The sequence below is a fragment of the Atopomonas hussainii genome, from assembly GCF_900109735.1.
Lineage (GTDB): Bacteria > Pseudomonadota > Gammaproteobacteria > Pseudomonadales > Pseudomonadaceae > Atopomonas > Atopomonas hussainii.
Genome location: NZ_FOAS01000011.1, coordinates 1 through 12,863 on the forward strand (window position 1 = coordinate 1; position 12,863 = coordinate 12,863).

At 58.9% G+C, this 12,863-nt stretch carries 17 protein-coding genes; 8 read left to right on the forward strand and 9 right to left on the reverse strand.

Annotated elements, in window-relative coordinates; all coding sequences use genetic code 11:
* The coding region (locus BMX80_RS11560) for a transposase (protein WP_139214106.1) at positions 1–227 on the forward strand (227 nt) is incomplete at its 5' end.
* A gap of 148 nt (positions 228–375) precedes the next feature.
* Here the strand turns inward: BMX80_RS11560 and BMX80_RS11565 are convergent.
* From BMX80_RS11565 to purM, 3 genes are read right to left on the reverse strand one after another with little or no spacing between them, the layout of a single operon-like run.
* The gene (locus tag BMX80_RS11565) at positions 376–1,095 is read right to left on the reverse strand and encodes a DUF3108 domain-containing protein (RefSeq protein ID WP_074868635.1); all 720 of its coding nucleotides are present in this window, start codon (positions 1,093–1,095) and stop codon (positions 376–378) included.
* Positions 1,095–1,757: a phosphoribosylglycinamide formyltransferase gene (purN, locus tag BMX80_RS11570; RefSeq protein ID WP_074868638.1), complete on the reverse strand. Its 663-nt coding sequence runs from the start codon at positions 1,755–1,757 to the stop codon at positions 1,095–1,097. The genes BMX80_RS11565 and purN overlap by 1 nt, the downstream gene beginning before the upstream one ends.
* Positions 1,757–2,818: a phosphoribosylformylglycinamidine cyclo-ligase gene (purM, locus tag BMX80_RS11575; RefSeq protein ID WP_074868639.1), complete on the reverse strand. Its 1,062-nt coding sequence runs from the start codon at positions 2,816–2,818 to the stop codon at positions 1,757–1,759. The genes purN and purM overlap by 1 nt, the downstream gene beginning before the upstream one ends.
* 213 nt (positions 2,819–3,031) lie before the next feature.
* Between purM and BMX80_RS11580 the strand changes: the two genes are divergently transcribed.
* Genes BMX80_RS11580 through hda form a run of 4 tightly spaced genes read left to right on the forward strand, consistent with a single transcriptional unit; the run spans position 3,032 to position 6,436 of the window.
* The gene (locus BMX80_RS11580) at positions 3,032–4,081 is read left to right on the forward strand and encodes a DUF2066 domain-containing protein (RefSeq protein ID WP_074868642.1); all 1,050 of its coding nucleotides are present in this window, start codon (positions 3,032–3,034) and stop codon (positions 4,079–4,081) included.
* Positions 4,082–4,083: 2 nt separating this feature from the next.
* Entirely contained in the window at positions 4,084–4,647 is a 564-nt protein-coding gene (locus BMX80_RS11585; RefSeq protein ID WP_083394318.1) for a CDP-alcohol phosphatidyltransferase family protein, read from the forward strand.
* On the forward strand, positions 4,644–5,732 hold the full coding sequence (locus BMX80_RS11590) for an AI-2E family transporter (RefSeq protein WP_074868645.1): 1,089 nt from the start codon (positions 4,644–4,646) through the stop codon (positions 5,730–5,732). Before BMX80_RS11585 ends, BMX80_RS11590 begins: the two co-directional genes overlap by 4 nt.
* Complete coding sequence (gene hda / locus BMX80_RS11595; RefSeq protein WP_074868650.1) at positions 5,732–6,436, forward strand: DnaA regulatory inactivator Hda; 705 nt, start codon at positions 5,732–5,734, stop codon at positions 6,434–6,436. Before BMX80_RS11590 ends, hda begins: the two co-directional genes overlap by 1 nt.
* Before the next feature lie 98 nt (positions 6,437–6,534).
* Here the strand turns inward: hda and BMX80_RS11600 are convergent, their stop codons facing one another.
* Genes BMX80_RS11600 through arsC form a run of 3 tightly spaced genes read right to left on the reverse strand, consistent with a single transcriptional unit; the run spans position 6,535 to position 7,841 of the window.
* Positions 6,535–6,894 carry a DUF2069 domain-containing protein gene (locus BMX80_RS11600; RefSeq protein WP_074868653.1) on the reverse strand — a complete coding sequence of 120 codons (360 nt, stop codon included), beginning with the start codon at positions 6,892–6,894 and terminating at the stop codon, positions 6,535–6,537.
* Positions 6,895–6,897: 3 nt separating this feature from the next.
* Positions 6,898–7,491, reverse strand: coding sequence for an NAD(P)H:quinone oxidoreductase (wrbA, locus tag BMX80_RS11605; RefSeq protein ID WP_268875137.1), 594 nt, complete (start codon positions 7,489–7,491; stop codon positions 6,898–6,900).
* Positions 7,488–7,841, reverse strand: coding sequence for an arsenate reductase (glutaredoxin) (gene arsC / locus BMX80_RS11610; RefSeq protein WP_071871242.1), 354 nt, complete (start codon positions 7,839–7,841; stop codon positions 7,488–7,490). The genes wrbA and arsC overlap by 4 nt, the downstream gene beginning before the upstream one ends.
* A gap of 91 nt (positions 7,842–7,932) precedes the next feature.
* Here arsC and BMX80_RS11615 point away from each other — a divergent pair, with 91 nt between their 5' ends.
* A complete protein-coding gene (locus BMX80_RS11615; protein WP_074868656.1) occupies positions 7,933–9,162 on the forward strand; it encodes a YihY family inner membrane protein in 1,230 nt (409 codons plus the stop codon).
* Positions 9,163–9,290: 128 nt separating this feature from the next.
* Positions 9,291–9,494, forward strand: coding sequence for a hypothetical protein (locus BMX80_RS11620; protein ID WP_071871244.1), 204 nt, complete (start codon positions 9,291–9,293; stop codon positions 9,492–9,494).
* A 26-nt stretch (positions 9,495–9,520) separates the two neighbouring features.
* Here BMX80_RS11620 and BMX80_RS11625 read toward each other — a convergent pair whose 3' ends face one another.
* Positions 9,521–9,940, reverse strand: a complete 420-nt coding sequence (locus tag BMX80_RS11625) for a hypothetical protein (RefSeq protein WP_074868659.1) — start codon at positions 9,938–9,940, stop codon at positions 9,521–9,523.
* 122 nt (positions 9,941–10,062) lie between these two features.
* A complete protein-coding gene (locus tag BMX80_RS11630) occupies positions 10,063–11,439 on the reverse strand; it encodes a PilZ domain-containing protein (RefSeq protein WP_071871246.1) in 1,377 nt (458 codons plus the stop codon).
* Between the two features lie 42 nt (positions 11,440–11,481).
* Here BMX80_RS11630 and BMX80_RS11635 point away from each other — a divergent pair, with 42 nt between their 5' ends.
* Entirely contained in the window at positions 11,482–11,937 is a 456-nt protein-coding gene (locus tag BMX80_RS11635) for a TlpA family protein disulfide reductase (RefSeq protein ID WP_074868663.1), read from the forward strand.
* Here the strand turns inward: BMX80_RS11635 and BMX80_RS11640 are convergent.
* A complete protein-coding gene (locus BMX80_RS11640; RefSeq protein WP_083394322.1) occupies positions 11,934–12,863 on the reverse strand; it encodes a hypothetical protein in 930 nt (309 codons plus the stop codon). The genes BMX80_RS11635 and BMX80_RS11640 overlap by 4 nt on opposite strands.

Genomic DNA, 12,863 nt, shown 5'->3' on the forward strand with positions numbered 1-12,863 from the left:
CTCCAGAAGGCCAGTTGCAAGAGCAAATAGAACGCCTGAAAGCCAAAGTGCGCGCCAAAGTCGAGCATCCCTTTCACGTGGTTAAAAATCTGTTTCATTACCGCAAAACGCGCTATCGCGGTCTGACGAAAAACACGGCGCAGCTGTTCAGCCTGTTTGGCTTCGCGAATTTGCTGCTATCCAAGCGACATTTGATGCGTGCTCACGGGATAAATCCGTCTTGCTGACGGGAAATGGCCTCTACGGAGGCTGCGCTAACGCCAAAAGGCGCTAGTCATGCGGGGAATCGAGCTGGTTTTCTGATTTTGCGCTGCGAATCGGCACTGGTGCTGGTGTGAGGCTTAATAAATCAGCGTTTCCTTAACTGCCTTTTTATTAGCTGTCTTTAGCGCCTTGCACTGGCTTGCCGTCGACTTCGGCTTCTTTGAGCATGATCTGGTATTCCTTGCCGTCTTCTTCTTTCTGGTGCAAGCGCACCAGCAAGTAGCTCCAGTCTTTGGCGAACCACAGCACAGTAGTGCGGCCGGATTTGGTTGGGTCGCGCACACGCTCGACTTTAATCGCGTCGAGCAGGCCGGCCTTAGTGCGGACTTTCTCTTCACCCAGCACGCGGAAGTCGTAAACGTCGATCTCGTCGCCGTCCACCACTTGGTAGCTCATGCTCTTTTTGCCGTCGGCGACGTCGTTACGCAGGGCCAGCTGGTAGCTGGATTTGTCTTGCAGGCCGCTTTTTAAGGTCAGTTTGACCGCTTCGCCACGGTCGCTGCCGGTGACTTGCTTGTTGGCCCAGTCAAAGTCGTGGCTGATCTCTTTGCTCTTGCCGAGGCCGCCGCGCTTAAAGCGGTATTGGTCTGGCTGAATTTGCTGGCCGTTCAAGTGAAACACGCTGCGTTCGGTCAGTTCGGCCACCAGCATGGAGGCGCGGAATTGGTATTCCCATTGGCCGGACTCCAGCTTAACTAAGCTGCGTTCGGCTGAGCCGCTCACGGGTAGTTGTTTCCAGTCGGCGGTGTAGCTGGCGGTAAAGGGCAGTAGCTCACTGGCGCTGGCCAGCAGCGGCAGGGCGGTGAGTAAGCTAATCAATAGCAGGCGCATCAGTGCATCTCTCCGTTACGCAAGGTTTTGCCTGTGGCGGGCAGCGCTTGCCCGTCGAGCAGTGGGCCGCTGGCGGCGAGGCTTAAACGGCCTTCGGCAAACCAGCGAGCGACTTGAGGATACAGCAGGTGTTCTTGCTGGTGCACACGCTGCGCCAGTGTTTCGGCGCTGTCGCCCGGCAGAATGTCGATTGCTGCACGGGCGATAACCGGCCCGCCATCTAGCTCGGCGGTGACAAAGTGCACGCTGCAGCCGTGTTCGCTATCGCCTTCATCCAGCGCGCGCTGATGGGTGTTTAAACCCTTGTGGCGCGGCAACAGCGATGGATGAATGTTCAGCAAGCGGCCTTGATAGTGCTCGACAAAGGTCGGCGTGAGGATGCGCATGAACCCAGCGAGGATGACCAAATCAGGCTGGTAGGCATCCATGGCGCTGATCATGGCGCGGTCGAAGGCTTCGCGGTCGGCGTAGGCTTTGTGATCGAGCACTAAGGTGTCGATACCGGCGTTTTGCGCGCGGATTAAACCGTAGGCATCGGCTTTGTTCGACAACACAGCGGCGATGTGCAAAGGCGCATCGCTGCTGTGCAGTTGGTCGATCAAGGCTTGCAGATTGCTGCCGGAGCCGGAAATCAGCACCAGCGCACGACAGGGCTGCGCCATTAGTGTTGCTTCAGGTTGTTCAGCTTAACCGCGGCTTCGCCGGCTTGCGCTTGGGCAATCTGGCCGATCACCCATGGCTGTTCGCCGTTGGCGCGCAGGCTGGCCAGTGCGGTGTCTACTTGGTCTTGCGCGACGCAAATCACCATGCCCACGCCGCAGTTGAGTACGCGGTGCATTTCGTGCTCGTCGACGTTGCCTTGTTCTTGCAGCCAGTCGAACACTACTGGGCGCGTCCAGCTGGCCACGTCGATCACCGCTTGGCTGTTTTCTGGCAGCACGCGCGGGATGTTATCCAGCAGGCCGCCGCCGGTGATGTGGGCCATGGCTTTCACCGCGCCGGTGTCTTTGATCAGCTGCAGCAGCGGCTTCACATAGATGCGCGTCGGGGCCATCAGCAGGTCGGTCAGCGGCTTGCCGTCGAGGCTGATGGTTTCGATATCGCTGCCGCTAACTTCGATGATCTTGCGGATCAGCGAGTAGCCGTTGGAGTGCGGGCCCGAAGACGGCAGGGCGATCAGTGCGTCGCCGGTCTGCACTTTGCTGCCGTCGATGATTTCGCTTTTTTCCACCACGCCCACGCAGAAGCCGGCTAGGTCGTAATCTTCGCCTTCATACATGCCGGGCATTTCGGCAGTCTCACCGCCTACCAGCGAGCAGCCAGCCAGTTCGCAGCCAGCGCCAATGCCGGTCACGACGGTGGCAGCGACGTCGACGTTCAGCTTGCCGGTGGCGTAGTAGTCGAGGAAGAACAGCGGCTCGGCGCCACACACGACTAAGTCATTCACGCACATGGCGACCAAGTCTTGGCCAATGCTGTCGTGCTTGTTCAGGTTCAGCGCCAAACGCAGTTTGGTGCCCACGCCGTCGGTGCCAGAGACCAGCACCGGCTGCTTGTAACCGGCAGGGATTTCACACAGGGCGCCGAAGCCGCCCAAGCCGCCCATCACTTCGGGGCGGGCAGTGCGCTTGGCGACACCTTTAATGCGCTCAACCAGGGCTTCGCCAGCATCGATGTCTACACCGGCGTCTTTGTAACTGATGGAGGGCTGCTTGTTGCTCATGAGTCCTGGCCTTGGCGGAAAATAGGGGGGAGAAAAAGAAAGGCGCACATTCTAGCAGGGCTGCCGCAGCGAGGACACCTTTGCCCCTTGCCGCTGGTGCGGTTGGCGCGCACGCCGGTGAGGCAAATCATGCCCATGTGGCGCGTGTCACTTGCTGTTACTGCGGTGCGCTTTTAAGGTATGCCAGCTTTATTTCGCCCAAGGACCCCGTCTATGTCCCGCCTGTTATGTGCGCTGCTGTTTTCTTTAGCCACTGCGTTAGCCTCGGCTGCGCCGGTGGAGAACCTCTACGACGTCTCTGAGCCGGTCGCCGGCCAGCAGGCAGAAGAGCGCACGGCGGCGCTTGGGCGTGCCTTGGCTACCTTAGTGCAGCGCCTGACCGGTAGTCGCGCCGCGCTGGATAATGCCGACATCCAAGCTGCGCTAAAAGCGCCGGAAGGTTTTGCTAACCAATACGGTTATCGCCAGCAGGGCGATGCGGTGAGCCTCGATGTGGCGTTTAATCCGTTGCTGGTCGATAACCTGCTGCGCCAAGCCGGGGTGCCGGTGTGGGGCGCAAGTCGCCCGGCGGTGCTGACCTGGTGGCTAAACCAAAATGCCGACGATACCTTCGCTTTAGTGGGCGATGGTCTTGAACAAGCGGCGAGCCTGCGCGAGGGCGCCCAACATGCCGGTTTACCGCTGCGTTTGCCTTTGGCAGATCTGGATGAGCAGCTGTTGGCCACCGCCGATGTGGTGGCCGGCCAGCCGCAAACGTTGGAAGTAGCCTCCACGCGTTACAACGCCGATGCGCGCTTGGCGGTGGTTAGCAAGCCTAATGGCGCCGGCGTGCAAGCCACTTGGCAGGCGTGGATGGGCGATTGGCAAGTGCAGGGCACGGCTGCCGGGGCGGATAACAGCGCCTTGGCCAAAGAGATCTATCAGCAACTGGCCGCACAGTTGGCTGGTCGCTTTGTCGCCAGTAGCGCCAGTCAGGGCGAGTTCATCTTGGTGGTGCATGGTGTCACTGAGCTAGGCCGCTATGCGCAGCTGGACCGTCTGCTCGAGCCCTTTGCACCGCGTTTGCTTAATGCCAATGCCGATCGCCTGACCTATCGCCTGCAAGCTAATCGCGAGCAATTGGCCGCGCAGCTTGGCTTGGCCGGTATCGTGGCGGCCCCGGAAATGGCCCCGCAGGTGCAGCCGGGCGTGGATGCCAATGGTCAGCCGGTATTGCCGGCGGCCGATAGCCTTGGCATGGCACAACACTACCGCTGGCCGTAAGCATGATGCAGCACTGGTTACGCCAGATCCCCAATGCGCTGACCGTAATGCGGGTCGTGCTGGTGCTGCCGATTGCTTGGCTACTGCTGGCTGAACGCTTCGGCCAAGCGCTGAGTTTGTTTTTTATCGCCGGTATTTCCGATGGGCTGGATGGCTTTCTGGCCCGGCGCTTTGGCTGGACCAGTCGCTTTGGCGCAGTGCTCGATCCATTGGCCGACAAACTGTTACTGGTCACCAGTTACCTGTGCTTGAGCGTGACCCAAGTATTGCCGTGGTGGCTGACTGTGCTGGTGCTGCTGCGCGATGCGCTGATCGTTAGCGGCGCTGTGGTCTATCGCTATTTGGTCGGCGCGCTGTCGATGGCGCCCAGCGTGCTGGGTAAGTGCTCCACCGTGCTGCAAATCTTACTGGTGCTGGTGGTGCTGATTGAGCTCAGCGTGTGGTCGGCGTTTGCTGATTACCGCAGTGCGCTGATTGTCTGTGTGGCGCTGCTCGCTGTGCTCAGCGGCGGGCATTATGTGTGGCAATGGACGCGACTGTATCGTGCAACGAGGATGAAAGCATGAGCACATCGAATCGCTGGTTGTGGCTGGCAGGTGGCGTGTTATTGGCGTGGTTGATCTATCTGCTGCAGCCGATTTTGACGCCTTTTTTGCTTGGCGTACTGATCGCCTATCTCGGTGACCCATTGGCTGACTGGCTAGAAAGCAAAGGCTTAGGCCGCACGTGGGCCGTGACCTTAGTGTTCGCGGTGTTCACCTTGCTGATGCTGTTGGCCTTACTGGTACTGCTGCCTTTGCTCGGTCGCCAGTTAGTGAAGTTGGCTGAATATGTACCGCTGGGCTTGGATTGGCTGCAAAACCAAGGCTTGCCGTGGGTGCAGGCGCAATTTGGCTTGCCAGAAGGTTTCTGGCAGCTGGATCAGTTGAAGAAGGTCTTGGCCGGGCATTTAGGCGATGCATCAGGCATCGCCAAAAACTTGCTGCTAGTGGTGGGTAACTCGGGCATGGCGCTGGCTTTGGCGCTGACTAACTTGGTGTTGGTGCCGGTGGTGAGTTTTTACCTGCTGCGCGACTGGGACATCGTCATGGCACGCCTGCGCACCTTGCTGCCGCGCCGCAATGAAGGTGTGATTGTTGGCCTGCTTGGTGAATGCCATGAGGTGATTGGCGCCTTCTTGCGCGGCCAGCTGCTGGTGATGTTAGCGCTGGGCACTGTGTATGCGCTGGGCTTGATGCTGTTGGGCCTCGACTTGGGGTTGCTCATCGGCATGCTCGCCGGTCTTGCCAGCATAGTGCCGTACATGGGCTTTGCAGTGGGCATCGTCGCCGCCTTAATTGCGGCGGTTTTCCAATTTGGGGCTGACCCACTGATGTTGGCCGGGGTGGCGGCGGTGTTTGGCGTGGGGCAAATGCTCGAGGGCATGGTGCTGACCCCGCTGTTGGTCGGCGATCGCATTGGTTTGCACCCGGTGGCGGTGATCTTCGCCATCATGGCTGGCGGCCAGCTGTTTGGCTTTGTCGGTATTTTGTTGGCCTTGCCGGTGGCTGCGGTGATTATGGTTTTGCTGCGCCATGTGCATGATTTATATAAACTTTCCGACCTTTACGGAGAGTCGACGGTCGCCCCGCCTACACAGCAAGACACCTGATGAAACCAGTACAGCTTCCCTTGGGGGTGCGTCTGCGTGATGACGCCACCTTCGCCAACTTTTACCCCGGTATTAACGCCGCAGCACAAGGCTACGTTGAGCGCCTGTGCGAGCCGGAAGCCGGCTGGGTGGAAAGCTTGGTGTACCTCTGGGGGCCGCTGGGGGTAGGGCGCAGTCATCTGTTACAAGCGGCGTGTCATCGCCTAGAGCAACAAGGCGCGGCGGCTTTGTACTTGCCCTTAGAAGAAGTCGCCGAGCTTGGCCCGGCCTTGTTAGAGGGCTTGGAGCAATTTGAACTGGTCTGCTTGGACGATGTGCAGCGGGTAGCGACCGACCCGCAGTGGCAAGAAGCGCTGTTCCATTTATTCAATCGTCTACGCGATAGCGGGCGGCGTTTGCTGCTTAGCGCCGATGCCGCGCCGCGTGAATTGCCGCTGACCTTGGCGGATTTGCGTTCACGTTTATCGCAAGCCTTGGTGTTTCAGCTGCATGAGCTGTCGGATGAAGACAAGCTGCGCGCCTTGCAGCTACGCGCCTTTCGCCGTGGCCTGCAAATGTCGGAAGAAGCCGGGCGGTTTATTCTCACCCGTAGCGGGCGCAGTATGAATGAGCTATTCGATGTGCTGGAGCGCCTGGATCAGGCCTCGCTGCAGGCGCAGCGCAAGCTGACTATTCCCTTCTTAAAAGAAGTGCTCGACTGGTAGCGAAAGCGCCGCTTAAACCGCTGCACAGCACCATCACTGCGTTGCGCGGTGCTGGAGTCGTTCGCTGGTTTAATCAACGCTTTCGATACGGCTAGCTTTTACAGCCCTAACTCACGACGTGCGCGTTGCATATCGGCGCGGGCATACAGCATGGCGGCGATAAATACCGCCGTGGTGATCGCTGCCTCGGCAGTGCCAAGCCACATATGCCCCGGCTCAAAGGCCTTAGTCACGCCCTGAATAAAGTACAGGTTGAGCACGAAGCACAGGCCTTGAAAGGCTTTGCGCCGGCCCATGAGCAGCCACGGTAAAAAGATCAGCAGCGGCACTAAATGCACGCTCAGTACCGCCAGCTTGCTGTTTATAGTGAGCTCAAGCGACAGCACCCAAGCGCTTAAAAAGGCCAATAACACGGCATACAGCGCAAGGCTGGCCCAATACCAAGGACGCGGGTTCATCAATTACTTCTCCAATTGCATGGCCAAACGGCCAACGCGCTCGCCCAAGGCTTTGCACAGGCGTTTTTCATGTTCATCCAAGGCGCGCTTGCCATCTTGCCCGGCAAAGTGACTGGCGCCGTAGGGCGTGCCGCCACCGCGGGTTTCCAGCAGCGCGCTTTCGCTGTAGGGCAAGCCGCAGATCAGCATGCCGTGGTGCAGTAGCGGTAACAGCATCGACAACAGCGTGCTCTCTTGGCCGCCATGCAAGCTGGCGGTGGAGGTAAACACCGCCGCCGGTTTACCCACCAATGCGCCAGACAGCCACAGGCTGCTGCTGCCGTCGATAAAGTGCTTCAGTGCGCTGGCCATATTGCCGAAGCGCGTTGGACTGCCGAGCACTAAACCGCTGCAATGTTGCAGGTCGTCTTGGCTGCAGTAGATAGCGCCATCGGCGGGAACTTCCGCGGCGCTGGCCTCGGTGTCTGGCGAAACATTAGGCACTGTGCGTAAGCGCGCTTCGATGCCGCTGGCCTCGACGCCACGGGCAATCAGACGGGCCATTTCGGCGGTGCTACCGTGGCGGCTGTAGTACAGCACCAGCACATAGGGCGTCACGCTAATAACTCCAGCACGCGCTCTGGCGGGCGGCCGACCACGGCGCGCTCACCGACCACCAAAATCGGCCGCTCGATGAGTTTTGGGTGGCTGGCCATGGCGGCTATCAGCTGCGCTTCGCTGAGCGAGGTGTCGGCCAAATTTAGCGCTTTGTAGTCGTCTTCGCCTTTGCGTAGCAGTTCGCGGGCGCTGAGGCCTAGTTTGTTCAGCAGCTCGGCAATGGCCTCGGCGTTTAGCGGCTCGTCGAGATAGCGAACGATCTGCGGTTGTAGGCCGCGTTGCTCAAGAATTTCTAATGCGCCACGGGACTTAGAACAGCGCGGGTTATGCAAAAGAATAAGGTCGCTCATGGTAAGGTCGCAGTCGTCGTCAGCTCAGAGGGCGACTATTCTAGCCGCAAGCGTGCGCCAAGACGAACGCCTAAGCCGCAGGGGAGAGCGAATGCAGCGAGCCAAAGATGCCTGGGATTTTGTGATTTTCTTGCTGACCCGCTTTGTCGAAGACAAGGCGCTAAACAGCGCTGCCGCCCTAACCTATACCACCTTGTTTGCGGTGGTGCCGATCATGACCGTGACCTTCACTATGTTGGCGGCGGTCCCGGCGTTTCAGGGTGCGGGCGAGCAAATCCAGAACTTTGTCTTTCAGAACTTTGTGCCGTCGGCCGGCAGTGTGGTGCAGGAGCACCTCAAGGGCTTTGCCGCGCAGGCGCGCAACCTCACTTGGGTGGGGGTGGCGGTGCTGGCGTTTACCGCCTTTATGATGCTGGTGACGATTGAGAAGGCCTTCAATGCCATCTGGCGGGTGCAGCAGCCGCGTCGTGGGGTGTCGAGCTTCTTGCTTTATTGGGCAATCTTAAGCCTTGGCCCGCTGCTGTTGGGCGCCGGTTTTGCCCTGAGCACCTATGTCACCTCGCTGTCGATTATGTCCGATGCCGAAGCCTTGCCAGGTGTGGCCACCTTGCTGCGTTTTGTGCCGTTTGTGCTTAGCGTGGGCGCGTTTACCTTACTGTACAGCGCGGTGCCCAATGCGCGGGTCAAGTTGGGCCGGGCAGTGGCGGGGGCTTTGGTCACCGCGCTGTTGTTTGAGGCTGCCAAGGCTGCATTTGGCTTGTACGTAAAAATGTTCCCCAGCTTTCAGCTGATCTATGGCGCGTTCGCTGCCTTTCCGGTGTTTTTGCTGTGGATTTACCTGTCGTGGGTCATCGTGCTGTTTGGCGCTGAACTGGTCTGCCATTTGAGCTCCAGCGGCGCTTGGCGGCGTTTGTCGTTGCCGCCGCTGTTGATCATGATGGGGGTATTGCGGGTCTTTCATGATGCGCAGCAGGCCGGCAAAACCGTGCGTTTAAAGCATGTGCAAAAAGCCGGGTGGCCGCTGCCGGAAGCCGATTGGGCCGATATGCTGGCGCTGCTGCAAAGTTTGGATCTGGTTTGCCGTACCAGCGATGGTGATTGGGTGCTGTCCCGCGATCTGGATCGCTTGAGTTTGTATGAGCTGGTGATTGCCTGCCCTTGGCCGTTGCCCACTACCGAGCAATTGCCTGAGAAGCTAAGCCAAGAGGCCGTCTGGTATCCAGCACTGCGCAGCGCGCTGTGTACCTTGCAGCAAGAGCGTGAAGCCCGCTTGTCGCCCAGTGTGGCCAGCTGGCTGGAGGCCGAGACAGTGGCGTCTTGATGTGGCAAAGTTTGTCACTGCCTGCCGCAAGCGGTGAGTACTGACGGGCAGAGGCGGCGTGCGGGGCAGATGACAGGGGAAGTGTGATCTGGCACGCATTTGGCTTTATCGGGAAAAGGAGTTTCCGAATGAGTGACGACATGCATTCCAACAACACGGTGGTGGCGCTCAATCAGCAAGACCCGCAAGGGGCGTTGGAGCGACTGAATCGATTGACCGGCCTAAGCTTTCACAGCGTGCCTGAGTCGTTGGTCAATAGCGCCGCGCACGACGCTGAGCAAGCCAATAACGAAAAAGGCGAGGTGTCGCCACCTCGCCCTTTGTGCGGATAACTGCGCTGACGCGCTAGCAGCTGTGCTTAGCTGGCTGCCCACAGCTGTGGCTGAGCCTGCTTGGCGCTTTCGGCCATCTCGACCGGCTGCACAAATAACTCTTCTACGAGCACTTTCTTCAGCTCGATTCCACTGCGCACTTGCACGCGCACGTTGCTGATCGACTTGCGCATCGGCAAGCGTGCAATACCCGAGAGCATCACCTTGCCCAGTGCATTGAGCTTGCCGTGGTCTACTTGTACTTCGCGCACTTGGCTGCCGTCTTGGTAGCTGACCAGCAGGCTGATTTGCAGCTCGGCAAGGCCGGGCATTTGTAGCCAGCTGGCAACGTTCAGTTCAATCAGCTTGCCCTCGTAAGGCGTCACAATCATTTTTGCGCTGCTGATCATGCGCTCAGGCACGTTGCCTAAGGTGTAAGCGCTTTGGGCTTGGGCGTTTTGGTTCATGGCCGAGTCTCACGCACGGTTAACGGTGTAGTGAGGCCAATGTATGGAATGAACGTCAGGAAAACTGTGCGCCACGGCGCGAAAGTGGTCGCAGAGGGTACTTGGATTGCTAAAAATGTGACCTAAAGCGTCAGTGGGTGACGTGAAACCCAACGTGTGGTGTGGCTAGGGGTCGCCAAATGGATGTTTTGGTGGTTCTTGCCTTCCAGCTCAATCAGCACATCTTCTTGCAGGGTGAATTCACCCGCGCCGAGCCAGAGGCTGTGTTCCCAGTTTTGCCCCGGCTGCGGGGTGCTTAGCAGTAGGGCGTGATGGGCGCGGGTTTCTGGTGTGCGGCGGATTAACGCCGGGCGCACCGAGCCTTTGAGGTAGCGCAGGCCAACGTGCAGAGTGCTGTCGTCCTGATGCCGCCATTGCACTAGGGTAAGTACGCGCAGCGAGCCACTTTGCATCCACACCAATTGACCCACCGGTAAATGCAGGCCGTTGGCGGTTAAGCGAATGCGCGCACCGCCTGGGCTGGTGTCGCATAGAACGCCCTCAAGGCTGGGCATGGAGCCTTGGGTGATCTGGCTGTAAATGGCGGTCAAGCCCATGATCAGGCTGCATGGCGCCTCGCGCTCGTGGCGCTCGTGCTCGCGTTGCTCGCTGTTTTGCCAGTGTTTGACGGCATGCTCGAGCAAGCGGTTTTGCTCTTCGCTGCGTAGCGGCGAGCTTTGTCGCGCCGCAACCAAGGCCGCTGCTAAGTTCAGTTGGCGCAGTGTTTGGTCTTCTGGATCGATTTCTTGCAGCTGTCGGGTTGGCCCTTTGCCGCCCATATCAATCCAAGGGCCACTGCGATTCAGCGGGTTGAACTGCTCAAGACGCGCTTGTCCGGCAAAGGGCGCTAAGGCAGTAAACAGCTCATGCAGCTCGTGGCTAGATAAGTGAAATGGGCTAGACAGTGCCAACAGCAAGGCTTGTTGGTAGGCGCCGCGCAAACTGCTCGCCGGTGTCGGGGCGAAGGGTACCGACAGTGGCTCGTCCAAACAGCCGTGATGTTCGGCTAAAAGGTAGATCAGGTGGCAGTCACGCCAGAGGTTTTCGTGCGGCTCTTGGTAGCGCTGTAAGTGGCGCAGAATGGCTTGCACCAGATACTGCATGATCATGAACAGGCACCAAGCTAAGTGCGCTTGCGAAGGCTGGCGGCCTTGCAGAATTTGCAGCAGTAGGCGCTTGTAGCCACTGGCTAGGTGTTCGCTCCAATCCAGCAGGGTTTCATTGGGTGGCCGGTCGACGAGCTGATGGCCGCGCTTGGCAAAGCGGTCGGTAAGGTTTTGCAGCAAACGCTGGCGTTCGAGCAAATTCAGTGGTGTTTGGTTCAGTTCGTGGGTGACTCGTGCCAGACTGCGGTCATCCTGCTCGGGCATGGCTTGCAGGTATTCGACCCATTCGTTGAGTGGGCGAGGGTTGTGCGGCAGTAGCTCCGGCACATCCAAGTGCAGGCTTTGCAGATTCATGCCCGGCCCTTAAACGCAGACTGACAGGCAAGTGAGATCAACATGCAGAAGCTATTCCTCGTGGCCGGATTATTGTGGCTATTGAGTGGCTGTTCGGGGGAGCAGGCAGTACTGACTAATGGTGACAAGGTAACGGTTCAGTTCGCTGATAGCCAGTGGCTAGTGGTGAATTATTGGGCGATTTGGTGTGCGCCTTGCCGTGAGGAAATCCCCCAGTTCAACGCGCTGGCTAAACAGTCGTCAGCCCTGACGGTGCTGGGGGTTAACTATGATGGCGAGCAGGGCGAGCGCTTGCAGGCGCAGATGCAGCAGTTAAAAGTGGGTTTCGCGGTGCTCCTGCAAGATCCCGCGCAGCGCTGGGGCATTGCGCGGCCACAGGTGCTGCCAACCACGCTGTTGATCGACCCGCAGGGAACGCTGCAGGCCACCTTAGTGGGCCCGCAAACGCTGGAGTCGTTGCAGGCCGCGTTAGCGCAGGCTGGCTTTACAGGCGATTAATGCGCCTGTTGCAAGGCTTGGATGAATTCTTCTTGCAGTTCGGGATCGTTCGCCGTGAGGGCGAGCAGGCTTTGCTCTAAATTGGCGGCTTCGCTGTCTAGCCCCAGTGCCTGCAGACGGCGCACGCGTTGCACCCATTCACTGACGTCGTCGTCTTCTAGATCATCAAAGATCAGCGCCTGAGCTTCGCTTAGGGTTTGCCGTAGCGAGCGGTCAAGCTGCAGCTCGGCGTGCGCTTCGGTGTCATCCAGCGGGTCTAACACGCTTAAGCGCAGTTGCTTGACGTTGCGTAAATCCAGATCGGCAAAGGGCGGCTGGAGTAAGTTCAGCGCCAGTTTGCCGTTGCTGTCGGTGAGTAGCTCGAAGCCTTCATGGCCGGGCACATCGACTCGCAGCGGGCGCTCTGCCCAAGGCAAGTTGAGGGTTTCTTCGCGCTGGTTGAGCTCTTTTTGCGTTAGGCGCTGCAGGCTCTGTTGTGCGCGGCTGTTGGACTCAACGTTCATCGCCGGGTTAAGGCCGTCGAACCCGTACTTCAGCCAGCCACGGGTTACCGAGGTGGGCAGACTGTCGAGGGTAATGACGTTCACCACGTTGGCGCTGAGCCCGGCGACGATAGCCACGGCGCCCAAAGGCACTTCGTACAGCTCGCGCCACGGCTGGTAGGGGGTGTAGCGCAGCAGGTAGCGGGTTTCTTCGATCTCAGTGACATCGAAGGTTTTGCTCTCGTGCACGCGGATATTGCGCTGCGGCAGAGCCAGTGGCTCGGTTTGTCCGGCTTCTAAGGTGAGCGAGTGGCTGATCAATTTGCGCTCGAAGCGCGACTCGACATCTTTACGCTGCGGTAATTGATTGGCGCAACCGACCAGCGTCACCAACAGGGTGACGCTTAACGCGGTTTGCAACGGACGAAAACGAGCCAAAAGCAT